Genomic DNA, 24,849 nt, shown 5'->3' on the forward strand with positions numbered 1-24,849 from the left:
CGCCGGAAGTACGCCATGTTACGGCTTTCTGTAAGCTATTGCGTCAACTTCGATCTTACAGTCGCACATCATAGTTCCCTGAATGGTTACTCGTGCCGGTGCGTGCTCTATGTCGAAGAATTCAGCGAAAACTTTATTGAATTCAGCAAAGTCGCGTGGGTCATCAATCCATACGCCTACGCGTACAACGTCTTTCATTTCGTAGCCGGAGTTGGTGATGACGGTGACAAGGTTCGTTAACGTAAGACGAGCCTGATCAATCATGCTGCCAGCGTTTAATTCACCTTTTGCATCGCGAGGAACCTGACCGGTAACGTAAAGCCAACCATTTGCTTCCACCGCGTTAGAAACAGGAAGTCTTGGGTGTGTTCCGTGTCGTGTAATTGCAGACATTGTATGAATCCTTTTTGATCTGGGTACTCATGGCTTATTGAACCTGAAAGTACCGATGGATAATGGTAACCTGCGCTCTGGCGCTATGAAGGATTTTCCTAGAACGCAGGCACCACATGTACGCTTACGATTAAATCGAAGCAAAAAATTGCAATCTTTTTTATGTAGAATCAGCAGATTGACCCTGTTGTTTTGTTGAATCTGATTGTTGTGCAATTTGACTGTGTCATTCAACAGGGCACATAATTAAAAATAATGGCCGCCTGCAGCGCAGGCGGCCGCTTGGTCTAATCTTTTTTGTTTAAGCTTTTTACCCAGCCTACAACGTTAATGGCTACCCATGTAGCGCAAATAATGTTGGCGGCAAAGGAGGCATAGATAACGTACTTAACGATAACTTCCATATATCCTCCTACAGGAGTTTTTCAGGTACGAATGCACCTTTGGGCTCAATGTTTTTAGTTGCCATATGTACAACGAACAGAACAAGACAGTTGGCAAGGATGCCGACTAAGTTAGCCGGAATGCCATATGGTTCGTGCAGTACTTTATCACCCCAGATAAGGCAGGCTGTGAGACCGAAAAGGATAGCAGGTGCACCAGCGTATGGGGATATTTTGATGGTACCGAGTTTACCGGAAAGGGCGATAAGCAGTGGAGGAAGAACAGCTGATGGCCAGAGTTTGAATACGTACACCATGAGACCGAATACATCCTGGAAAAGGACAGCAACGGCGATAGAACCACCACCGATGATCAAAGTAGCCCAACGGGACTGCTTAAGCAGGGCGGCTTGTGTTGCCGTTTTATTAATGAATTCGTTGTAGATATCGCGGGTGTAGATAACCGCAGCGGTGTTAATGAATGAATCGCCTGTAGACATAACAGCAGCGAGCAATGCACCGAATACGATACCAGCGAGACCCATAGGTAACGTGTCACGTACGAGGTTGGTCAATGCAAGACCCGGCTCTACGTTTGGCTGTAGAACGAGTGAGGCAAGACCGATACCTGCGGTAGTGGCAAGGAAGAAGCCGTAGTAACCTGCAAAGATGAGAACACCTTTTTTGGAATCCTTGGCGGATTTAGCCGTTGCGTATCGCTGAATAAAGTACGGAGCACAGAATTCACCAAGCAGGAACGCTAGGAAAAATCCTAAGAGTTGTAATGGAGACCAGTCAGCAAAAGGCTGGAGTTTGGCAGCCATTTCAGGTGTTGAGTGAAGTACTTCCATTATGTGGTCGAAGCCACCGGCATTGTTCATAGCAAGGATACCACACAAGGAGATACCAAGTGCGAGAACAACGTACTGAACAGCATCAGTAAGTACTACCGCCAGCATACCGCCGGACCATGTGTAGGCAACTGTAATAACGGAAGAAAGAATTGCGGCTGGAATAATATCCATGCCTGTGGCGGTCTGAAGAATTCGACCCATAGCAAGAATCTGAACCCCGAACAGCGCGAGACAGAACAAAAATGCTACAATACTTGAGAAAAGGCGTCCCATTCGACCATAATACAGGCCAAATATGTCACCAATACTGTAAATGTTTTTACCGGCTTCACGCACTTTGCCTGCGATGAAAAAGCCGGACCAGAACTGGTTGATTACTACCCCGAGAAGACCTGCAAAAACTACAATGCCTGCCTTATGCATAAATGCAATACGACCAATTGTTGCCCCACCACCACACAGTGTTGCAGCAATTGTAGCAAATAGAATCGCAGTTGGCACACTACGACCAGCAACAGCGTAATCGTCGAAATTTTCGACCTTACTCATTGTGTAGATGCCCATCCAAATGACAAGCCCGAAGTAAAGAAATACTACGAGCATGTCTAACCAGTGAAGTCCCATGCATACTCCTCATTGTTTGATCGCTAATCGACATAAAGTCGTCAACAAATGACAGAATAGCGAGATTATTTTCGTACACTATTCAAAGACTGCATTTGCTATGAGCAAGGAGTATACCACTTGATTTTGTTAGTGTAACTGTATGATATTCTTAAAATAGTGCAGAAATTGTAATAGCTGCTCAATGTGTAACATTCTATTACAGTTGAGTGAATGTTCAATAAAAAAACAGGGCTGGAGTGCCCTGTTTTCGGTAAATAACAAAATTGTTTTTGTGTAATGACTCAGTGTGTAACGAATCTTTACATGTAATGAATCGTTACATCAGTTTTGTGAAAGGTCATATTTTTTAAGCTTTCTATACAATGTCGGTCTGCTTACACCGAGAGAACGTGCTACTTTGCTGATGTTGCTATCATTTTCATTCATCAAGCGCGCGATAAGTGCCTGTTCCATCTCTCCCAACATTGCTTCACTATTTGTATCCAAATTAGCGACTTCTGCCGGAACATTTGCGTGGTTTGAATGGTCGCTGTCAGATGCAATATTCTGCGCTGTTCGTGTATCTGTGTAATCAAGTCCAAGATCATCCGGCATGATCACACGTTGCTCACAAATGTTTACTGCACGTTCTACAGAGTTTTCAAGTTGGCGAATATTGCCGGGCCATGTGGCCTGTGAAAACGCCTGCAGGGCAGAGCTGCTGTATTCCAAATCCGGCTTTCCGAGGCGAGGGCGGATGCGGTGAAGAAATGTTTCGGCAAGTGTCAACACGTCATTTCCACGATCACGCAGCGGTGGAATTGTAATGTTCAATGTGCTGATACGGTAGAATAAATCTTCACGGAAGGTTCCGCGTTTAATTGCTGTGTCGAGATCTACGTTGGTTGCAGCAATAATGCGCAGGTCAACTTTTATGGTTTGCATATCTCCGACACGGTTTACTTCACCGGACTGCAAGGCTCGTAAAATTTTTACCTGCATATCAAGAGGCATGTCTCCGATTTCATCTAGGAACAGTGTGCCGCCATCTGCCAATTCAAATTTACCCGGACGTCCGCCTTTGCGTGCTCCGGTAAATGCGCCTTCCACATACCCGAATAATTCACTTTCAAGTAATTCGTTCGGAATAGCTCCGCAGTTGATGACAACAAATGGTTTGTTGTGCCGTGGGCTGGCATTATGAATCGCTTGCGCAAATAATTCTTTACCCGTGCCTGTTTCTCCATGAAGGAGCACGGCTGCATCGCCTCGTGCGGCTGCGTTTGCGACCTTTTTAGCTTCCTTAAGTGATGAACTGGAACCGATGATAGAATTGAACGTAAAACGAGCCTGAGAACCCGCCATTTCGTTTGCCAATTGCAATATCCTGTCGTGTTCTACGACCAAGAGCATACCGCCTGCACTTTCGCCGTCAGGCATTGTGATAGGGTCGAGGGTACAGACAAGCTGAAAGCGCGAATCGCCACGAATGAATGTTACTTCCCTTTCTGTGAACCCTTGCTTGGCGCGCAGAGTCTGCTTCCAGTTCATGCGTGTGCGTGTGAGCGCAGAAATATTAAGGGACTCTTGAGAATCCGGACTGTGAAGAGAAGCGCTGCTAGCATTACTTTGATCAAGTCCAAGAAGCGCTGTAGCTTTTTTATTGATCTGAACAATGTCTCCATCACCGTTGAGAGTAATGATCCCTCGCTGATCGGATTCCATAAGCGCAGTCATATATGTGTTACGGATAGCTATTTCGCGTGCTTTTTCAATTTCACCAATCTGAGATCGAATTGCCTTTGCGGTGAGAATAACCATACCGAGCGTGTGAATATGTACAGCACTGGCTAAACCGCTCAAAGCAATTACGCCGAGGAGCTTGCCGTTGTTGTCATGTACTGGTGTGGCTGAGTTGGTAATATGATGTGCGCGTTTGCAGAACATCTCTTTACCGGAAATTTGAATAGGGATGCCTTCAATGAGAACGAGTCCGATGCCGCAAGTACCTACAGCTTCTTCTGTCCAAAGATAACCGGGCATACAGTTACCCTTCTTGTAATGCGAGAGCAGGTGGGCATCTCCCAGCGTATGGAGAACATATCCGTCTGCATCAGCAACAGCCATACAGAAACCTGAACCCTGTAGAATTCGGTACAAGGTGGACATTTGTGTGGTCACAAGGTCGTAGAACGGCTGGCTGTCTTTTATCCGCTGCCGCAGCATTTCTGGAGATATTTTATATTTTTCAGGAGCAGAAGTCTGGTTAGGGTCGATCCCTGCGGCTCTGGAACGAGCATGGGATTCTTCGATGATTTGCACATGGCTGCGCGCTTTGAATTGCGTACTTACAAATAACTCACTGCCCTGAGCAGTTGTGTGTCGTGAACTAATGTTCTGCATTACTTCTTCCCCCAACAGAATGAGCAAAATAGGTGTAACATTTTGTTACGGTATACCCTGTGTATTGCGTAGAAAAAGTGTAAATGCAAGCGGGAATAAGTTGAGCAATATCAGGTAAATAAAAAGCCCCGACACCTAAGTGCCGGGGCTCATTATATCATCTATTGCGTTGTACTAAACAGATTCGTGTGCAGTACGTGCGATGAGGTCGTTCTGGAGATCTGGGGACAGATCTACGAAGTATGCAGAGTAACCTGCGATACGAACGATAAGGCTACGGTATTTTTCTGGATCTTTCTGAGCAGCAACCAAGGTATCTTTGTTGATAACGTTGAACTGTACGTGCCAGAGTTTAAGGTCGCAGAAAGTACGGATGAAGGATACGAGTTTATCGGTACCTTCTTCGCCTTCAACACACTTCGGAGTGAACTTGATGTTCAACATACGAGCAGCGCGATCGCGGTGGCCGTAGTTTTTAGAAGTGTAGTTAGAAAGAAGAACTGCGGTAGGACCGTTGTGGTCAGCACCGTGAGATGCTGATGAACCGTCAGAGAGAGCAGTCCAAGCAAGACGACCGTTAGGAGATGCACCAACTACTTTACCGAAAGGTACGTGGGAGGTGAACGGTACGTAACGTACGTCGTTGTGCATGCCGAGTTCTTTAGCGTATTTCTGACCGTAGAGAACGTTGAGGCTATCAACTTTGTTCGCTACTTCATCAGCGTACACGTCGTCGTTGCCGTAGCAAGGAGCGGTCATGAGGAGCTGACGAACGTCTTCTTTACCTTCGAAGTTGCAATCACAAGCTTCGATAACTTCTTTCATAGTAAGTTTTTTGTCTTCGAAAACGAGTTTCTTGATAGCGCAGAGTGAGTCTACGAGAGTACCAAGGCCCATGTGCTCGAAGTAACCCATGTTGATTCCTTCAGGAATCTGTGGGGTATGGAGATCAACACAATGCTTCATGCAGAGATCGTGCATTGCGGAACCCATTGGCTGAGCAAAGTGCTTAGCACGAAGGTTGTTGATCACGTACTGCTGGTAGAATGCAGTCTTGAGGAAGTGGTGATGCTGTTTTTCATAAGCATTCCAGAATTCGTCCCAAGAGTTCATTTCGAGTGGGTTGCCGGTTTCGAGGCCGAGAACTTCATCGCCATGTTTGAGCATTTTGCCGTTGTGCAGAACCATTTCGAGAGCTGCTACGAAGTTGATGTATGCACCACCGGATGTGTATGTGTCGCGGTTAGGCATACGTGCTTCGGTACAACCGGAAACAGCGTAGTCGTATGCTTCAGCAAAGGTTGCACCTTTGGAAACATAAAGAGGTACTACTTCTTCATCGTTGATGAGTTTAGGGAAGCCGGAGCCGTCCTTAATAGTCTCAGCAACGTCAGCGAGGTAGCGCTCTGGGGAACGGGAGTGAATACGCGCTGCAAGGTCAGGGTAGTGAAGCGGGAATTCACGTTTTGATTTAAGGAACATGTAAGTCAGTTCGTTGGTTGCGTCGCGACCTTCTGGAGTCTGACCACCAATTGTTACTGCTTCCCAGTGAGCGTAGCCTTCGTTGAAAGCGCCACCGGTAGGGGAAACGTAAAGGTCGATGAACTGTGCCATGCCAACCCAGAGACACTCGAGAAGTTCAAGAGCTTTCTCGTCGTCAATGATACCAGCTTCGATATCAGCCTGGTAGTATGGGTAGAAGTACTGGTCCATACGGCCATTAGATACGATTGTACCAGTTTTCTGCTCGATACGAGAGAACATCTGGGTGAACCACTGGGACTGAACAGCTTCGTGGAAAGTACGAGCTGGGTGCTCAGGAACGTGAGCACAAACTTCAGCCATTTTCTCGAGTTCAGCTTTACGAACTGGATCAGATTCTTTCTTAGCGAGTTCAGCTGCGAGTTCTGCGTGACGGCGAGCCCAAGTGATGATTGCATCACAAACGATTACGATACCTTCGAGGAAAGGTTTTTTCTCAACGTTATCGATAGGGGAAAGCGGATCGAGAGCTTCGATTTTTTCGAGAGCTTCTGCTTTAATGCCACCGAAACCACGTTTGAGGATCTTTTCGTAGTCGTGAACCCACTGAATGGAAGAACGGAAAGAAGAAGTTTCGTTAACGATGAAGCGGGAGTTAAGACCTTCAGGATCATCGTAAGAAAGTTTGTGAACTTCTTCAGGGAAAGATTTGTTGAGAGCTTCGTGGTAGGTTTTGCCCTGCCAGTAAGGAGCGATCTCTTCAACTACTACTTTAGCATCTTCAGGAGTAATAGAGAAAGGAGACTCGGTACGGTTTGGAAGATCTTCAACTGCAACACCAAGGAAGTCACCGTCAAGTTCAGGGTAGAGCAGACCGTAACGACCTTTTACACCACCACGACCACAAATGAGGTTGTCGTCGTCGATGTAAACGGTGATGTTTTCAGCTACGTGCTTCATTGCTTTTGCCCAACGCAGGCAGAGCATTTCACCTTCGGTCTCTTTCATGGAGTCGGTGAAGTATTTAGCACGTTCAATGTCGATCATTGGACGAACGTTGTCGAAGGTTTCGAGGATTTTAAATACACGCGGATGGGATGCGCGGTAGATATCTTCTTTGCCTTCAATTTTATCGAGCAGACGCTGTTCGTGAGGTGATACACAACAAGACATAACTGACTCCTGTGAATTAGGTTCAAAGTAGGCGACACATATATAATATGCGCGGTACCTGTGGGGTTGAAAATGCTGCGGCCGCTGTGTGCTCAGCAGCAGTAAATTTTATTCTCTTTAATGAGGATGCGGTCTTCAGTAGCTATTTTCAGTGATCGTTAGAACAAGCTACTGTGAGATTCGCGCCCTGTGGTTTTCTTAGAGCAAAGGTGATGCCAACATGTGCAGAAAGAGCGTTTTTAGTTACTATTTGACATAAAAAAAGCTGTTTTCATGGGGCGGGAAGAGTATTGATGAATTGCAAAAGAGGTTCAAAAAAATTGAAACACTGCCTCAATCCTATTGAATAAAGCGGAGTTTAGGCTTTTGAGCTTGGTGATGTTTTTAGCGCTTAGCCGGTACCAGAATTAAATTGAATGAAGGCGCGTTTGCTTTGTGAAAAATAGCTCGCAGCGGAGAAGGAAGGACGGAGGGGGTGTCCCTCTTGTTTAAAATGATTGTAAAAACGTTGCCTTGTTGCAACATTCTGCAAATGAATCTTGAATATTATTGTAAAATCAAAGTGTTGCATATGGTTGCATATTTGCCACCTTCGTTTATTTTTTGCATCGTTGCAACATCTCGCCCAAGTCGTTCCTGTAACATATTATAATTATTGATTTTGCATTATTGTCAGAAGTTGTCCCCCGCGACTATATAATGATGTGCTGAGTTTTTTATTGTCTGTTTGATCAGTCAGGAAGGTACGGTATCCGTGCATATTCTACATGTAGAACTAAAATCGGCTCGTGGATGAAATTTGAATATTATGGTTCAAGGGAGGTATGGGATAGTGAGTAGCTGTTTTTGCTTGTGAAGAAATGATACAAGCGTGTTTTGTTGCTTCTCTAGATTGGATGAGTAATCACTGTAACTGGATGTTTTTCAAGAATAAGTCTTAAAAACAGACAGTTGTCTATTGGTGATGTCTGTCAGGAGGTGGAAAGTGTCGAAAAGACAGCTAGTAAGGTGTCTGGTGCATTAATGCAACTAATGTTGCCGTAGTGCATCTTGGGTTTTAACTCGGCTTATCATCTTGGTATAAAAAGAAAAAAAACTTATAAGTTGCATTTATGAAACGTTGAGTTAGCATTTTTGCAACTTGAGAGGGACGTTTTTGCCCCAGATGCGCTTTTTTACACGCTGAGGAGCTCTAGAAAGTCAGTACGATTTATGGCGCCTGTCAGCTTGATTTACAGTCTGCATATTTTTTTTTATTTTTTTTCCTCTAACACGTTATATTTAAATGTTTTCCATGTCGTGTGAATCTCTTTTCACCTTTTTTATTTCAATCAAGGAGGTGAACTATGTATATTGTGCTTGCACGAAAAATCACAAATAATGACAAAAAACGTGCCTATTGGCACTGGTATTGCTGTTATATATCCGGAGCGTCTAACGGCTTTAAGACGTTCCGTGTTTTTTTCAATTTATTGGAGGACATATGCGCTATTTTATTAAATCCTTTATGTTGCTTCTCGTAGCTGCAGTACTAGTTGTCGGTGTTGCCTCTACAGATGCTCAGGCTCGCAAAATTACTCTTCGCCTCGGTCACCCGATGGCACCAGGTAACAACGTTACCCTTGGCTATGAGAAATTTAAAGAGCTCGTAGAAGAACGCTCTAACGGCAAGATCCGCGTTCAGCTCTACGGTAATGCTATTCTTGGTAGTGACCGTGTAACAATGGAATCTGCACAGCGTGGCACTCTTGCTCTCGCTTCTGCTTCTTCCCCGAACATGGCTAACTTCTCAAAAGCATTTATGGTTTTTGACCTTCCTTACGTTACCAGCCCTAAGTATCAGGAAAAACTTTACGCAGCTCTAGATAACGGAGAGCTCGGAAAGTACCTTGCGGCTGAACTTGAGAAGATCAACCTTAAGCCTATCATGTACAGTGAATACGGCTACCGTAACTTTGTTGCGACACAGAATGAAATCAAATCTGTGGCAGATCTTGCAAACATGAAAGTGCGTACCACTGCTTCTCCTGTAGAAGTAGCAGTAGCTTCTAAGCTCGGTATGAACCCAACCCCAATCGCTTGGGGCGAAGTTTACACAGCACTTCAGCAGGGTACCGTTGATGGCGAAGGTAACACCTTCTCCCTTCTCAACGATGCTAAGCACACCGAAGTTCTCAAGTATGCAATGGATTCTGCTCACAACTACTCAATGCACATTCTTCTTATGAACAAGAAGACGTTCGAAGGTCTTACCCCAGAACTGCAGGAAGTAATTGTTTCTTCAGGCCATGATGCACTTGTTTACCAGCGTGGCATTACTGCTGACCTCGAAGTAAAAGCTGTTGAAGCTTTCAAAGCACAGGGCATTAAAATTCACAAACTCAGCGATGCTGAGCGTGCTGAATTTGTAACTCTTACACGCCCTGTCTGGGACGAGTTCTCTAAAGAGATCCCTAAGGATCTTCTTAAACTTGTTCAAGATACACAGAAGTAGTTCCGTTAAGGGGCAGGCTTCTTAGCCTGCCCCTTTCTATATGCGGTTCTGCACAGGAGACAAAATGACAACTCTTTCCCAGAAGACGTCCTGGCTCGCTTGGCTGGACGACAACTTTGAGAAACCGTTCCTTTTTGCGGGGATGCTCAGCATCATTCTCATTATTACTTTTCAGACATTTTATAGATACGTTGGAGCGTACTTTTCTTCCGGTGCCAGTGCGGCAATTTGGACTGAAGAGCTCGCTCGTTTCATTTTTATATGGATTTCATATCTTGCTATCCCATTAGCAATTAAAAACCGTAACAACATCCGTGTAGACATCGTATATGATCGTCTTCCAGCTCGTCTCCAGCGTATTAGCTGGATTGTTGTTGATTCATTCTTCCTTATTCTTGTTGGCGTCGTTTTCTACATGGGCTTGAACCATTTGGAAATGCTCCTTCTGTATCCGCAGGTAGCTCCAGGCACAAACATGAGCTACTTTATCCCATATCTCATCCTGCCTATCGGGTTTGGACTTATGGCGATTCGTCTGCTTCAGGATATGTACAAGCAGGCTAAAGAATGTGGATTCCTTGATACAATTTACGGTCTTGCGTTCACAGCACTCATCGCATCACCGGTTCTTATTAGTGAAGATCTGACCACACTTCCGGTTCTGTTTGGTTACTTCGTTCTTTTCCTCGTAATTGGTGTACCTATTTCAATCGGTCTAGGACTTGCGGCGACTGCAACCATTTACGCAACAGGAACTCTTCCGATTGAGTATGTGGCTCAGATTACATTCACATCAATCGACAGCTTCCCGATCATGGCTATCCCGTTCTTTATTGCAGCGGGTGTGTTCATGGGTGCTGGCGGGCTTTCAAAGCGTCTCTTAAACCTTGCAGATGAAATGCTCGGTTCCTTGCACGGTGGTATGGCTCTGGCAACGATTGCAACTTGCATGTTCTTTGCAGCTATCTCAGGGTCAGGCCCAGCTACTGTAGCAGCTATTGGTTCTTTGACTATTCCGGCGATGGTTGAGCGTGGGTATGACAAGCTTTTTGCTGCGGCTATTGTTGCAGCATCAGGTGCTATCGGCGTAATGATTCCGCCGTCTAACCCGTTTGTAGTATATGGTGTATCTGCTCAGGTATCCATTGGTAAGCTCTTCATGGGTGGTATTGTACCAGGTCTTCTTACCGGTCTTGCCCTTATGACATACGCCTACCTCTACTCTAGAAAACGTGGCTGGAAAGGCGAACAGCGTGAACGTAACGCATCAACCTTTATTCGTGCTTTCTGGGATGCTAAGTGGGCACTCATGGTTCCGGTAATTATCCTTGGTGGTATTTACGGTGGATTCATGACTCCTACCGAAGCAGCAGCGCTTGCAGCGTTTTACGGTCTTATTGTCGGTCTGTTTGTGTACCGCGAACTGAACTTCAGCAACCTGACACCAAGCTTCATGGAAGCGTGTTCCACGTCAGCGATCGTAATCGTGCTCATGGCGATGGCTACCATTTTTGGTAACATCATGACCATCGAGCAGGTGCCATCAACAATTGCGAATGCAATGATGAGCCTCACCAGCAACAAGCTGATGATTTTGTTCCTCATTAACATCCTGCTTCTGGTTGTCGGTACCTTTATGGAAGCTCTTGCAGCTATCGTGATCCTTACTCCAATCCTCCTTCCTATTGTGATGAAGGTTGGCGTAGATCCAGTCCACTTCGGTATTATAATGGTAGTTAACCTCGCAGTTGGCTTTGTAACTCCGCCTGTTGGCGTAAACCTCTTCGTTGCGAGTGGTGTTGCAGGCTGTAAAATTGAAAAGCTCTCTAAAGTGGTCATGCCGCTTGTGGGCATCATGATTGCGGTTCTCTTACTCATTACATACTGTCCGGCAGTTCCTTTACTTTTTGTAGACTAACTCAATGAACGGACGTCCGTTCGCCTATACGGGCGTCCGTTTTTCAGAATCAGGCAAAACTGCTTAAATTACAGGATTACTACAATGACTCAAAAAGAAATTTTAAACACAACTGGTCAAGTCTTCAATATTCAGAAATACTCCGTGCATGATGGACCGGGAATTCGCACTGTTGTTTTTTTGAAGGGCTGTCCACTTTCCTGTAAGTGGTGTAGTAACCCGGAATCTCAGTCATTTAAGCCTCAGCTCGCGTACAACGCTGGCAAGTGTTTGACTCTTTCAAAATGTCTGCGTTGCGCAGAAGTTTGTACTGCTGGTTCTCTTACTCAGGGCGAAGATGATAAAATCGCTGTAAACTGGGATACCTGCACAAACTGTATGGCGTGTGCCGAGGCTTGTCCTGCTGGTGCACTTATTAACTACGGCGATGAGATGACTGTTAAAGATGCCATCGATTCCGTAGAAAAAGATGCTATGTTCTACGCACGTTCCGGCGGCGGTCTCACTCTTGGTGGCGGCGAGCCTTTTGCCCAGCCAAAGTTTGCTATTGCCTTGCTTAAAGAAGCAAAACGCCGTTACATTAAGACTGCAGTAGAAACCTGTGCTCATGTTCAGACTGAAACCCTCATTGAAGCAGGCCAGTACCTGAACTTCGTAATGATGGATATCAAGAGCATGAATCCAGAAAAGCACAAAGAATTTTGTGGTGTAACCAACGAGCTTATTCTGAAAAACCTTAAAGCACTGCGCGCAGCTTATCCAAAACTTAAGATTCGCGTTCGTACTCCGGTAGTTCCGGGCTTTAACGATACCCCAGAAGATATTCAGGCTGTTGTTGATTTCATCAAAGACCTTGACGTAGAATACGAATTGCTTGCATACCACCGCCTTGGTACTCAGAAGTACACCAACCTTGGTCGTGAGTACCCAATGGGCAACGTGTCTCTCGATAACGAAGTATTCCTTCCTCTCGTGGAGATTGCTAAGCAAGTTCCTAACTACGCAAGCTAAGAAAAGTACCTTCGATTTCGGGGGAAACCTGTCTTACAGTAACTATCTATGCAGGCTACATCTGTGGCCTGCATAGATAGTATTTCAGGGAGAAGGGGTTATGGATACCTATCTAGATAAAATTGGCGCTTCCGTCCGGCACGTTTTCGAAATTCTGGACGATGGCATCTATATTACGGATAAAGATGGCAAAACGCTGTTTGTTAACTCCATGTACGAACGTCTTACCGGTCTAACGGAAGGCGAATTACGTGGTAAGGATGTCCGATATCTAAAAGATAGTGGTATCTTTGATGCTGTCCTTAACCCTGAGATTGTAAAAACCGGTAAGCCCGCGACCGTTGTACAGCAGCTTAAAACAGGCAAGCGCCTTGTTTTACGCGGCTTTCCTGTTTTTGACGACGATGACGAACTCGTTCTTGTTGTTACTCTTGCGCGCGATATTACCCTCATCGGGCAAATGCGTAAGCAGATCGCTCAGCAAAAAGAACAAATTTCTCTTTTCTCCAAACAACTTGCACATCTGACTTCTCAGGATTCCACAGATAACAATCCTGATAATATGTTCTATGACACTCAGGTGCAGCAGCTTGTTTCTCTCATTAAGCGCATTGCAGAAACTGACGCTACCATGCTCCTGCTTGGTGAAACAGGTGTTGGTAAAGACTGGTTTGCGCGCCTTGCTCATGACAGCAGCCCGCGCAGGGACGAAATGTTCCTGAAGGTTGACTGTGGTAGCATCTCCGAAAATCTTATTGAATCTGAGCTCTTCGGCTATGCTCCGGGTGCATTTACCGGTGCAACGTCCAAAGGCAAACCGGGTCATTTTGAAATGGCTAACCGTGGCACCGTATTCCTTGATGAAATCGGTGAACTTCCACTTTCCATGCAGGCGAAGTTGTTACGAGTTCTGCAGGATCAGGAAGTTGTGCGAGTTGGTGCATCTGTAGCGAAGAAAGTTGATGTGCGTATTATCGCTGCAACTAACCGTAATTTGGAAGAAGAAGTCCGCAAGGGTAATTTCCGAAGCGACTTATTCTACCGTCTGCGTGTTGCTGTTGTAGATATTCCGCCATTACGCGAACGCACTGAAATGATTCCTGGTCTTGTTGAGCATTTTCTCTCTATTTACGGAGAGAAGTACAAGAAAGACATCACATGTGCTCGCGATGCCATGCAGCTGCTGCTTAAGTACCGCTGGCCGGGTAACATCCGTGAGCTTGAAAACCTTGTACAGAGCCTTGTTGTTACCTTGGAACATTCCGAGATTTCTGCCAACGATTTGCCGCCTTCCATAAATTCTCGTCATCCAATGGACTGTCTGCCTAGTGTCGAGCTTGATGCGAAAGACGACGGTAAATCACTGAAAGAAATTATGGCAGAGCTTGAACGACGCGTTATCCAGCAAGCGCTTGATACGTATGGTTCAGTTAACAAGGCTTCAGAAGTTCTCAAAGTCAACCGCACTACAATTTTCCGAAAAATGAAACAGTAGTTTTAACTCGTCGATTGAATCACAAATGGAACACTTACTTTTTATTGCGATGGGGTGGTTTGTCGGCGGCTTTGTAAATGGTCTTGCCGGCTTTGGTGCCGCTATGGTTGCCTTGCCAATCATCAGCTATATAATGGATGTGTCTATTCTGGTGCCAAGTGCGACGATGATCGTGCTGACATTGAATTGTCATGCCGGATGGATCTACCGTAAGCATATTGAATGGCGGTATACAAAAACATTGCTTCTGGGCGCTATCCCCGGTGTTGTGTTGAGTGCGTATGCCCTTCAGTTTGCACCGGAACAATTGCTTCGGTTCGGCATGGGTGCCTTTGTCGCGTTTTATGCACTCTGGAGTCTTTTCTTTGAAAAAAAGGAAGGGCGGGTAATTAATCCGGCATGGGGCTATGTTGCAGGCGTTCTGTCCAGCTCGCTCGGTATGGCTTTCAGCTTTAATGGCCCGCCGCTTGCAGTATATACTGCGTACTGTGGTTGTCCTAAGAACGCAGTAAAAGCGATTCTCAGCGCCGGATTTATTATTACCGGTGTGCTCATTGTTTCTACGCAGATTGTAATCGGTAATATCGATACCTACGCACTTACGATTTACGCTGTTTCAGTTCCCGCTGTCGTATTCGGCAGTAGATTGGGGATATATCTTTCAGCATTTATTTCTGAAGCATCGTATCGAAAATTTTTCTTTGTTTTGATGACAATTCTTGGGATAAAAATCGCCGGAACTGCATTACAATTTTTATTATAAATTAGGGTCGCTGCAAGGCTATCTTGATGTTTTTTATTTAGTAATTGTGTTTTACTTATACTTTGTGTGGCCAATTTATAATATTTTATGAGTACTGTTTTACAGCCTACTCATAATTCCCGTTTAATGAGCCGGTTCCGTTGCTTTTCTAGTGTGCTAAGCAACAGAACCGGCTCATGTTTTTTTCAGAACAAGATTTTTTCTACAGAAAAAATAGTAATTCTCCTTCCTCCCCTTCACAAAAATAAAAGTTAAGAGTAAACCTATTGGTAAAGATTACTAGTAGGTGAATTGGCTATATTTTTAAGCATGTTGTTTGTTATAGTCGTTCGGCTTATTGCACGAACATCTCAAATTTCAGGAAGGTATTAAGGTATGGAAACCAATCATACTCGTGAAGAGCTTATTCAGGATGTTATTGAGCGCGAACTGGTCATGTTTTTAGATACAAAAAACATGGGTGGCACCGCGTCCTGTCAGGAAAATCCAGACATGTTCAGGCAGTGGCGCTGGATGATCTTTTCTGTGCTATCCGATAGCTATATTGCTTCATACCGTGGTGATCTGGATGAAGCAAAACGTGTTGGGCGCAACTTAATGACTGAAAAATATGCTCGCATGGATAATCTTATTCCGTGCGTTTCACCCAACATGGATAAAGTCCGCAAAATTTCAGCTACCGAACGTCTTTGGATGCAGCAACTCTTTCAGGAATTTCCGTTGTTGTTCCCTCAATCTCTCGCTCGTTTTGATATGTATTTCCTGCGGAAATGGAGACTCTGTCCGAGCGTAGTCTCGATTTGTATCAGGCATGTGTGGATGAAGCTGTGCGTGCAGGTGAAAACCTGGCACGTAAGCGTTACTCCAACTTCTATGCACGAATGGGATTGGGCACACTTGAAGAATTAGAAACCCGCAGGCGCGAAAAAATTCATCAGAGCTAGCGGTACACAAGAGAGGGGAGAGCCATGCAGGGGTTACCATTATCCAGAGAATTTTATACTGAAGTTGCAGCACCTATGCTGCAAAGTGAGTTACCTGCCTACGTGAATCAACTCGCGGTCGGGCTTGTTGGTGAAGGGTCTGAATGTTTCGGATTTGATGACGAGTTTTCACAGGATCATGACTGGGGAGCAGGCATTTGCGTCTGGGCTCCGGAATCAATGGCAGGAACGGTAGAACCTCTGTTGGAGCCTGTTTTTGCGCGATTGCCAGCAACGTTCAAGGGATATCCTGTGCGAATGGCTCCTAAGTTCCGTAAAGGACGAGTAGGGTTGTTCACCATTGAAGGTTTCTACAAACGATTCATTAACAGCGGGCAGCCTCTTTCTACCTGGCAGCAGTGGTACACGGTGCCGGAATATTTCTTAGCTGTTGCTACAAATGGTGAAGTTTTTGCTGATCCGTGTGGCCAGTTCTCTGCATTTCGTAAGTCCTTGTTGGAGTTCTACCCAGACGATGTCATGAAGAAAAAACTAGCGGCTCGATTTGCTGTGATGGCACAAAGCGGTCAGTACAACTTGCTGAGAATGCTCAAACGTAATGATACTGCGGCAGCGCTTCTTGCTGCTTCTCGTTTTGTGGAATCCACAATTGGTGCGTTGTATTTGATGCATGGAAAATATATGCCGTTCTACAAATGGGCATTTCGTGGATTGAAAGATTTGCCTGACGGAGCATTCATTGGTGGAAAGCTTAATGATGTTCTGGCGCTTAATCTTACTCGCGGAGCGGATGTGCATAGCAATGCAGAAGCAGCTGTAGAAGCTGTTTGTGTTGAGATGATGGCATTGTTGCAGAAAAAGGGACTGAGCCGTAGCAATGAGGCTTGGCTTATGACGCAGGCTGAAATGATTCAGAAACAGATTGAGAATCCACAGATTCGAAATTTGCCTGTTGTGCACGGAATTCAGTGCAGTTAGTTGTTTCTTAGCTAAATCGCATTGTTTGAATTATGAAAAAAAGGGCTGATCCAAAATGTGGGTCAGCCCTTTTCTTTGGGACAATTCTCTTTGGTACCAATAATATTCAATTGTTGAAGCCACTGAAGGGTAAAACGTTATTTTTTCCCTGTAGCTACAATGCGTAAGAAGTGTCGCGGGATTTCTTGGAGCAGCGCTTTTGCTCGTTCTTCACCAATATGAAATGGTGTTCGACCTGAAATATAAAGGCTGAGTAAGCCGTGGATCTGTGACCATGACATGAACATAGCATCATCAACAGAACATCCGGCAAAATGACCGGCATCAATGGCTCGTTCAACAGCGTTTCGCACCATACCGAGTACAGCCTCGTAACCTTTTACCGGCACGGTTCCGTCATCAGAGATTTGAATAGGCATGTGGAACATGAGGTCGTAATATTCCCAGTAATCAACGCCAAATCCACCGTACTCAACTGCAAGATCGGTAAGATGCTTTATAGGATCGGGGTCCACATCCAGCCTTGCCATACGGTTCAGAAGAATCTGGTAGCCCTCGGAGCGAAGCTGATCCAGCAGTTCTTCTTTGTTTTTTACGTACCGGTAAATGAGTGCCGGACTGTAATTTACTTTTGCTGCAATGCGTCTCATGGATACATTGCTTACACCTTCTTTAGAGAACAACTCGCGTGCTGCATCAAGAATGAGACGGCGCTTTTCAGTTTGTTCCGGTGTCCAATCTTTCTTCATTAGAACTCCCTTTGCAGGCAACGGTGCTTATCTATGAACGTGCTGTACTGCTTCGACTTCCCCTCGTCATATTGAAGCAGTGAACCTAATAAAATGATATATATTCTAAACCATTCCGTGGTGCACAATTTCATACCGTATCTCGGTACTACATATAGTAAGCAGCTAGTTACGTAAACGTACTTTCCATAGAATATGAGGTATTCTCGATGTTGGTTAAGTAATCATTCAATAATAGCGGGAGATTGAACAAGAAAAATTTTCGATAATGTCGTAACTTCTTGCGCGTAGAGCTCTGCTTGTATTTTTTATACTGATATCAAATGTGACTGTTTTTACAGACAAAGTAGGTGTATCGGTGAAAAATACTGGCAGTGCAGACTGCTTATTGCTCATGAGTTGTTAACATTGTGGAGCAATAAAGACACGTGATCCTTCACTAAGCTCAAGAGCTGCACAGATGTTCTCGCGAATCACCGCTGTTTCGTTCTGGAGTCCACAGTGTGCTATTGCACCAAAAAATTCTCCATTTTCTTGTACTGTTGCCATCAGATGAATATCGCCTTTGATACTTCCTTTTTTAACAGTATGCCATGTTCCATTTTTCAATGGTGATAGTTCATTGCGCGTTGCACTGTAGCAAAGTGCGCCATCAACAGGATCTACTCTGTTTTGAAAAGTGAAACCTAATCTTTTTGCAAGGTGCTGTGATCCGCGTGAGGACATTGCAACGGAGTTTTCACTGATGCGTATTCTTGAACATCCTTCTGAAAGTTCGTATTCTGTCGGGAACATACCCATGAACGATCGATCATTATTCGCGATACGTTCATAGGCTTCAGAAAAATCCATGCCTGTAAACTTTTTCCCAAAACAGTCCCAAAAGTGTGATCCACCTTTGGCGGTCATTTTTCCAAGCACTTCGACAACAAAAGTCTCAGTAAAATTCTCTGGTTTAATTCCAGCGTATAGCAGACGCACGTGGGCTAGTTGAGCAGCAAGCTTGTAGTGCGTTTTGCGGAATAGACTGTCTACAACCAGGCCACCAAGACCACTAAAGCGTTTATCTTCAACATTACGAATGTATTTTTGAATTTTGCCTTCGTTGATAACCTTAATATAGTGCTGTGGTTGGGAGTTAGAAATGTATGAGCCAAATAGGCAGGAGGCTCCAGCCAGTTTTTTTGTGGCTAGGTCAACACATACGAATTGATATTCCGCCTTTTCAGGTGGAATTATTCCAGCAAAGGAATGCAAGCTGGTTTCAATTCGTATGTTCATACGCTCAGGGGACGGTTGCAGGCTTAACAATGGAGCCTGTGCTGCGAGTCGGCACAGTTCAGCGTGATCTTCATGTCGGGCTCCGCGCACAATAAATCGCATAATATTACCTGTTCTTGTCTAAAATTAGTGAGCCACCTCAAGAGATCAGTCGAATATTTTATAGAATCTTAAAGATATCTACAAGCTGGTGGAGAGGCGGTTGGGTGCTCTTATCCGTAATTTTGAACATTACATGCAGATGGTGTGTTTCTGTGGACTGACGTGGATGCCTATCAGTTACAGTCGCCATTGCATAAGTATCACTGGGGTTCTCATTCAGAGCATCCTGTATTCAAGCAAATGCTATACCACAGGGGCTGATATGAGGAAGTGATGGGTTAAATAATAAGATTTAGAATAAAGAAATTCAATAACTCTCTTACATGGATATTTAAGGAAGCCGTTGCTGCTTGGATGAATTATGAAACAGGGTGATTTTTGTTATCGGGTCAAGAGGCAATACCGCGGCTTAGAAAACAAGTATCGTAATAAATAAAGCATCTTATCTATTGTGATAAGCCATTGTATTGATAATATGCGCCTGATATCCCGCCCCAAATCCATTATCAATATTCACAACAGAGACTCCGGGTGCACAACCGTTGAGCATAGTCATGAGAGCTGCTACGCCCCCAAGCCCAGTGCCATAGCCGACGCTTGTAGGAACTGCGATGACAGGAGCGGGACTGAGACCGGCAACAACGGTAGGCAGTGCGCCATCCATTCCGGCTACAGCAACGATAGCTGATGCTTTTGTAAAATCTTTTGCTGCATGTAATGCGCGATGGACACCGGCGACGCCACAGTCAAAATGTCTGAGAACATTACTCCCGAGAAATTCTGCGGTTTGCGCAGCTTCTTCTGCAACGCAGTGATCTGATGTGCCGGCGTTAATAACGAGGACGCATCCGATCTTTTTTTTGTTTGAGTCGTCAAAAATCAACGTACGAGCATCGGTATTAAAACGAACATTGGGTATTGCCTTTTGGACAGCATCAAAATGTTCTTTCGATGCACGTGTGCCAAGACACTCGCCATGAGTGTTTATCATTTCTTGGAATATGCTCGCCACTTGGGCAGGCGTTTTGCCTTCACAGAAAATGACTTCAGGACAGCCTGTACGTTGTGGTCTGCCATGGTCGAGCAGAGTATGGTTACTGACCATGCAGGAATGTTCTCTGGACTGCGCCGAATGCAGAGTGTCATCTTGCATAGGGGAGCGGTTCTTTTTCGTATCTTGCGAAGCCATGATCAATCCTCGTCATTGAAAGAGTAAGCCAAGACTACTTTACGTACGGTGGATTTGGTAGAAGTGCAATAAGATGAGCGCGAGAAAATTTCATGAAAATAACTTTCTGTATTGACAAGGTGAAGTAAATTCCATAAATACACCTCTCACTTGTTGGGCTATCGTTCAATTGGCAGGACGACGGGTTCTGATTCCGTTAATCAAGGTTCAAGTCCTTGTGGCCCAACCATTTTTTTTTAAAACAGCAACTGGCCAAGTTGCTAGGTGGTCTTCAAATGATACTTAGGTTCATATCTAGTTCGATTTGAATTGTCATTTGCGGTTATGCCGTATGTTTTAGAAAAAAATACAAGTTTTCAAGCGTCCCCATCGTCTAGCCTGGCCCAGGACACCTGCCTTTCACGCAGGCGACAGGGGTTCAAATCCCCTTGGGGACGCCAAGCAAATTCAAGCACTTACATGCACATGTAAGTGCTTTTTTTGTTATATTACCCTGCAAGGTGTAAGCCTAAGGTGTAAGTTTTTGAATTTTTATTTTTAGGCTGCACTTGCATCGTTCCTATCCTCGTCATGCTTGCCATTGTTCCCGGCTTTTGATGTGATTGAACTGAGAATGTTCACCGCTTCATTTTGTCTGTATTGCTTACGTAAGTACTTGTCTGTTTGATGAGTAGATTTATGTCGTAGCAGTTCCTTTACATCCATAAGGCAGGCGCCATTTGTATGAGCAAGTGTTCCTGCTAGTGCACGAATACCGTGGACACCAAAAGGCGTAACTTTTGCTTTCACGCAAAGCCTTTTAAGCCACCGCATGTGCAGACCTGCTTCAAGCTGTATCCCGGAAAAAACATAAGAACGTTTGCTGCCTACTTGAAGCTTATATTCTTTTAGTTTGGCGGCCAGTTCAGTTGCCAGTGGGATTAGGTCACAGCTTTCGATGCGGTCTTTCCTTTTTCTTGTTCGCAAACCAATTTGCTCACCCATAAACTTCACATCAGCCCATGTAAGGCGACGCATTTCAACGCGCCTAGCGGCGGTCATGAGTAGGGTAAACAATACTAGATAGTGTTGTGGCTCATCGTTTTTTCCCCCCAGTTTCAAGACCTTGAGCATATCTTCAAGTGGCGGCATGTAATGAGGTTCTTCTCCTGTGGAAGCTGCCTTTGGTAGCCTGCAGAAAGGATTGACCTCTGGCATTTCCAGATAATCGATGCCCCAGTTCCAAGCAGCCTTCAGATTTTTGATCTGCCTATCCACGTTTTTGCCGGAGTACTGTTTCTTAAGGGCATTGAATACGTCGAGAATGTCCTTTTTGCGCACATTGGACACCGGCGTTGTGGGGGAAAGGACGCCTGTTTCAAAGAAACGGCGAAAGGCACGTTGTTTTTCCTTTGCTAACTTGTAGTTCTCGTCTGTGAATGTATTAAATGCATGTTCCATGTACAATTCAGCCCATTCACCAACCAATATGTCTTTAAAGCTTTTTTGCTTTGTATCTGCCTCCTGATCGGCAAGTTCCAACCTTTTGCGCTCTTCGTTTTGCCACTGCAGGGCATCACGCTTGCGGTCAAAGTTTTTGGTTTTTCTATGTACTTTACCGTTACGGTCTGTGTAATAAAGTTGTCCTTTCCATTTACCGTTTTTCATTTGAAACGCCATATAATTACCTTTCTATGAAAAACTGCTTATTCCTACCTAAGATATTAGAACAAATTGAACTTTGAATGCAACTTTTTTCTACAATGAGTATTTTTAACTGCAGCTGCTTCTTCAGAAGCATTTTCTGAAGACTGCTTTTTCTGTAAGTTGATATATGCATCAACCTTATCTTCTGGAAATCGTAGTGCCCTTTTCGCAATGTAAAATGCACCAAGCTTTTTTTTCATATCCTGTCGTCTAACAAGGCTTTCAGAACAATTTAATAATATTGCAACTTCTTTTGTTGTTAAGTTCTTAGGTTCGGCCATAAACAGTTTTCGTACCTTTGTTGCCCTTTTTTTATGCAGGTGGACAACTTTGCCCTGCTTTTTAACAAACTCCTTTGACAACGGTTACGGGGTTCTCGCCTCCTAAACAAAATTGTTTAAATGAACCCCAACCAATAAGTATGGATTACTTTTTCTCGCGAATTGCAAGGGTTATGCACGAGAAAAAAGGTGTTTTTCTATAACATATTGATATGTATGGTATAAAATAAAAAATTGTTCTGACATGAGATGTTGTAAATAATAAATTCGGGTAGGTAAGCTTGAGAATCGGTTGTGATTTTACCCATGAATGGTGCCGAGATACGTTGTGGTAACTTCGCCACGATTGTGCCCTAATTCGTGGGCAAGAATATTGATTGCTTGGTCATGTGTGTTGCGCCAATCTTTACCATGCTGTTGATATGCTGCTTCTCGGTAATCCGAAGGTGACGGGTAAAGGCAGGGAGCGGCTAAGTTCGTTAGTTCCCTGTAGCGGGCTTGGGCGTATGCATGCCGCAGCCCATGTAAGGAAGCTCCACAAGTTTTAATGCATAACCCCATTCGGCTTATGATTTTGTAGACATATTTTTCCCACGATGATTCTGAAACAGAATCAGGCCAGCTATTGCCATGTTTTCCAATAAACGGGGTTAATGCTTTGACTGCCTCGATTTGTTCTTGGGAAGGGGTGTGCAGGATGCGGTCCCGTCCCCCTTTGGTTCCCGCAGATATATAGATACGACCATCAGAAAGCAGTGCGGTCTCAGGATTTATTTTTCGCGCTTCTTCATGGCGTAATCCCAGTTTACGCATTACGGTTAGCTGTCGACCAATTCGTTGAAATCGTTCTGATCCTGACAGAAGTTGGTCAAGGACCGCGCGGTAGACAATTTCGGGTACTGCTTTTGATTGTGTTGTAATATAGCAGCGTTTTCCTACCCCAAACTCACTATTGTTTTTGTGTATCGTTTCATTACCGTATGCACGACACATTTGGCGTACGCTTGAAAGGTATGCTTTGATGGTGGATACAGCGAGACCTTGTTGCTGCCAATCTTCTACCACGACTCCCACGTGCCGATTCGAGATGTTTTTCCAATGCTGTACTCGGTAACCCAGCTGATGAAGTCGCTTCGCGAATCTTATGGATTGTCCACGGTTGTTGTATTGCGTTTTACCCGATCCTGTTAGGTGTGCTATTTTTGCTCCATATAGTAGTTTGTTTTTACTCATTAAAAATCCCTTTTTATTTTCCTATACTGCATTGCAAGAGCGAATGTTAGGCCGTGAATCATTTTTTTTGATATAAAAGTAAAAAGGCCATGCAAATAGATTGCATGGCCTTTTTTATTGTTCTGACATTGAATTTAAAAATTGGTAATAAGCTGCCCGTAGTTATCCTGTTGGATCAAAAGAATTACTTTAAGAAAGTAAGTAGATAATAAAATTTCCCTATATATGTCACCACACCATATTTACTACTATTGCGTGCTGTGTGACAGCAACAACACAGCCATTAATGTTCAATCCGATAGCCACAGCGGTGTATGCACCGTGTATATTCGTGGCCAAAAAACGCAATTTTATATGGACGTCCGTATTCCATTTACGAACGGGCAAGCGGGAAGAAATGAATAACGGCGAAAAGCCGTAAGTCGAGTGGTATATTCACCACCGTAAAATAAAATGTAGTATTCATCAGCGTTCAGCTGGTAGATCACCATCTGTCTGTTTCACTTTGAAACAGACAGATGAAAAATATGTCCATCAATGTGGACGCCCCCCTAAGTTAAAAAAAGATTTTTGCAGATAACAACTGCTATGCTGCATGGAACCTGACATCAGCCGCTAAAAAGCACGTGGAAACAGGCACCGTCATTACTGATCCTATACAACATCGCTAACGCAATTGTAAGATCTGAAGAAAAAATTTCACTTCAGTACATGCGTTAGAAATTTAATCCCAACAGAAATGTTCGCTTTTTATGCGAATATTTCTGTTGGGATTTCTTTTATGAGAATAAGTGAATGATTTTTGTGTTGACTTCAGAATGCTATATCGAGCTATGCTGCATCAAATATCTTATATGGAGGATTTTTGTTAATGATGGATTACAGTAACTACATTGCGAAAGATGATGTTGCAGCGGTTAAAAGATTTCTGAAAAATCGTACCGTATCTCCATACTTCTTTACTGAAGAAGATTCATACATAACACCAATTGCTACTGCGGCACATTATGGAGCTATAGGATGTCTAAATGTTTTGTGTTCGTATGGTGCTGTTTCTTTTTTAGCTACACAAAAAAAGGAAACCTTATCACCTTTAGTGGCTGCAATTGTAAGTGATCAGCCTCGTTATATTAAGTTGCAAGTGATTCAAATTTTGCAGAAAAGTGGGTGCCGATTTTAATTAAAAAAATCAAAGTAGACCGCTGAAGGATAATGACAGGACCTGTTCCTTTAAGGAAAGGATAATGACAGAACCACCAGCTGTTTAAAGAATGCCCTTAGCAATTGTTGGGGGCATTTTTTTATGAGGGGCGTTGGATAGATATGGGGCTATGGAGAACGATGAGGTTATTATTTTGCTTAGTGACATTATTTTGTTTATATTTTATTTTTTTCAATAAATATTGAGTATATATAAAATATTTTGTTGGA

The 24,849-nt window shown here is 44.1% G+C and carries 18 protein-coding genes, 2 tRNA genes and 1 pseudogene; 11 read left to right on the forward strand and 10 right to left on the reverse strand.

Annotation, left to right across the window (positions count from 1 at the left end; genetic code table 11):
• Window positions 1-18: 18 nt before the first annotated feature.
• From MKHDV_RS02490 to MKHDV_RS02505, 4 genes are all read right to left on the reverse strand, one after another.
• Window positions 19-393 carry a RidA family protein gene (locus MKHDV_RS02490; RefSeq protein ID WP_160711935.1) on the reverse strand — a complete coding sequence of 125 codons (375 nt, stop codon included), beginning with the start codon at window positions 391-393 and terminating at the stop codon, window positions 19-21.
• 412 nt (window positions 394-805) lie between these two features.
• Window positions 806-2,254, reverse strand: coding sequence for a sodium:solute symporter (locus MKHDV_RS02495; RefSeq protein WP_160711937.1), 1,449 nt, complete (start codon window positions 2,252-2,254; stop codon window positions 806-808).
• Window positions 2,255-2,578: 324 nt separating this feature from the next.
• Window positions 2,579-4,639, reverse strand: coding sequence for a sigma-54-dependent Fis family transcriptional regulator (locus MKHDV_RS02500; protein ID WP_160711939.1), 2,061 nt, complete (start codon window positions 4,637-4,639; stop codon window positions 2,579-2,581).
• A gap of 174 nt (window positions 4,640-4,813) precedes the next feature.
• Complete coding sequence (locus MKHDV_RS02505; RefSeq protein WP_160711941.1) at window positions 4,814-7,294, reverse strand: glycyl radical protein; 2,481 nt, start codon at window positions 7,292-7,294, stop codon at window positions 4,814-4,816.
• Window positions 7,295-8,777: 1,483 nt separating this feature from the next.
• Between MKHDV_RS02505 and MKHDV_RS02510 the strand changes: the two genes are divergently transcribed.
• The 8 genes and pseudogenes from MKHDV_RS02510 (at window position 8,778) to MKHDV_RS02540 (ending at window position 16,897) form a co-directional block, all read left to right on the forward strand.
• Window positions 8,778-9,788 (forward strand): TRAP transporter substrate-binding protein, encoded by a 1,011-nt coding sequence (locus MKHDV_RS02510; RefSeq protein ID WP_160711943.1) that lies wholly within the window; start codon window positions 8,778-8,780, stop codon window positions 9,786-9,788.
• A 64-nt stretch (window positions 9,789-9,852) separates the two neighbouring features.
• A complete protein-coding gene (locus tag MKHDV_RS02515) occupies window positions 9,853-11,706 on the forward strand; it encodes a TRAP transporter large permease subunit (RefSeq protein ID WP_160711945.1) in 1,854 nt (617 codons plus the stop codon).
• A gap of 84 nt (window positions 11,707-11,790) precedes the next feature.
• Window positions 11,791-12,717: a glycyl-radical enzyme activating protein gene (locus tag MKHDV_RS02520; protein WP_160711947.1), complete on the forward strand. Its 927-nt coding sequence runs from the start codon at window positions 11,791-11,793 to the stop codon at window positions 12,715-12,717.
• A 100-nt stretch (window positions 12,718-12,817) separates the two neighbouring features.
• Entirely contained in the window at window positions 12,818-14,212 is a 1,395-nt protein-coding gene (locus MKHDV_RS02525; protein ID WP_160711949.1) for a sigma-54-dependent Fis family transcriptional regulator, read from the forward strand.
• 25 nt (window positions 14,213-14,237) lie between these two features.
• Window positions 14,238-14,975, forward strand: a complete 738-nt coding sequence (locus MKHDV_RS02530) for a sulfite exporter TauE/SafE family protein (RefSeq protein ID WP_160711951.1) — start codon at window positions 14,238-14,240, stop codon at window positions 14,973-14,975.
• Window positions 14,976-15,350: 375 nt separating this feature from the next.
• Window positions 15,351-15,692: pseudogene (locus MKHDV_RS19150) on the forward strand (DUF4125 family protein); the annotation flags it as partial.
• A gap of 53 nt (window positions 15,693-15,745) precedes the next feature.
• Entirely contained in the window at window positions 15,746-15,919 is a 174-nt protein-coding gene (locus MKHDV_RS19155; RefSeq protein WP_371416002.1) for a DUF4125 family protein, read from the forward strand.
• A gap of 24 nt (window positions 15,920-15,943) precedes the next feature.
• Window positions 15,944-16,897, forward strand: coding sequence for a DUF4037 domain-containing protein (locus MKHDV_RS02540; protein WP_160711955.1), 954 nt, complete (start codon window positions 15,944-15,946; stop codon window positions 16,895-16,897).
• A 137-nt stretch (window positions 16,898-17,034) separates the two neighbouring features.
• Here MKHDV_RS02540 and MKHDV_RS02545 read toward each other — a convergent pair whose 3' ends face one another.
• From MKHDV_RS02545 to larB, 3 genes are all read right to left on the reverse strand, one after another.
• A complete protein-coding gene (locus tag MKHDV_RS02545) occupies window positions 17,035-17,646 on the reverse strand; it encodes a TetR/AcrR family transcriptional regulator (RefSeq protein ID WP_160711957.1) in 612 nt (203 codons plus the stop codon).
• 402 nt (window positions 17,647-18,048) lie between these two features.
• Window positions 18,049-19,029 carry an arginine N-succinyltransferase gene (locus MKHDV_RS02550; protein WP_160711959.1) on the reverse strand — a complete coding sequence of 327 codons (981 nt, stop codon included), beginning with the start codon at window positions 19,027-19,029 and terminating at the stop codon, window positions 18,049-18,051.
• 442 nt (window positions 19,030-19,471) lie between these two features.
• A complete protein-coding gene (larB, locus tag MKHDV_RS02555; RefSeq protein WP_174239225.1) occupies window positions 19,472-20,218 on the reverse strand; it encodes a nickel pincer cofactor biosynthesis protein LarB in 747 nt (248 codons plus the stop codon).
• 154 nt (window positions 20,219-20,372) lie between these two features.
• Here larB and MKHDV_RS02560 point away from each other — a divergent pair.
• A tRNA-Gln gene (locus MKHDV_RS02560) sits at window positions 20,373-20,447 on the forward strand.
• A 133-nt stretch (window positions 20,448-20,580) separates the two neighbouring features.
• Window positions 20,581-20,658, forward strand: a tRNA-Glu gene (locus MKHDV_RS02565).
• A 97-nt stretch (window positions 20,659-20,755) separates the two neighbouring features.
• Here MKHDV_RS02565 and MKHDV_RS02570 read toward each other — a convergent pair.
• From MKHDV_RS02570 to MKHDV_RS02580, 3 genes are all read right to left on the reverse strand, one after another.
• Window positions 20,756-21,877: a site-specific integrase gene (locus tag MKHDV_RS02570; RefSeq protein WP_160711961.1), complete on the reverse strand. Its 1,122-nt coding sequence runs from the start codon at window positions 21,875-21,877 to the stop codon at window positions 20,756-20,758.
• 44 nt (window positions 21,878-21,921) lie between these two features.
• Window positions 21,922-22,185 carry an AlpA family transcriptional regulator gene (locus MKHDV_RS02575; protein ID WP_160711963.1) on the reverse strand — a complete coding sequence of 88 codons (264 nt, stop codon included), beginning with the start codon at window positions 22,183-22,185 and terminating at the stop codon, window positions 21,922-21,924.
• A 300-nt stretch (window positions 22,186-22,485) separates the two neighbouring features.
• Window positions 22,486-23,418 carry a phage integrase N-terminal domain-containing protein gene (locus MKHDV_RS02580; RefSeq protein ID WP_160711965.1) on the reverse strand — a complete coding sequence of 311 codons (933 nt, stop codon included), beginning with the start codon at window positions 23,416-23,418 and terminating at the stop codon, window positions 22,486-22,488.
• An 871-nt stretch (window positions 23,419-24,289) separates the two neighbouring features.
• On the opposite strand from MKHDV_RS02580, the gene MKHDV_RS02585 reads away from it, so the two are divergent.
• The gene (locus tag MKHDV_RS02585) at window positions 24,290-24,598 is read left to right on the forward strand and encodes a hypothetical protein (RefSeq protein WP_160711967.1); all 309 of its coding nucleotides are present in this window, start codon (window positions 24,290-24,292) and stop codon (window positions 24,596-24,598) included.
• The last annotated feature ends 251 nt before the right edge of the window (window positions 24,599-24,849 follow it).

The sequence above is a fragment of the Halodesulfovibrio sp. MK-HDV genome, from assembly GCF_009914765.1.
GTDB lineage: Bacteria > Desulfobacterota > Desulfovibrionia > Desulfovibrionales > Desulfovibrionaceae > Halodesulfovibrio.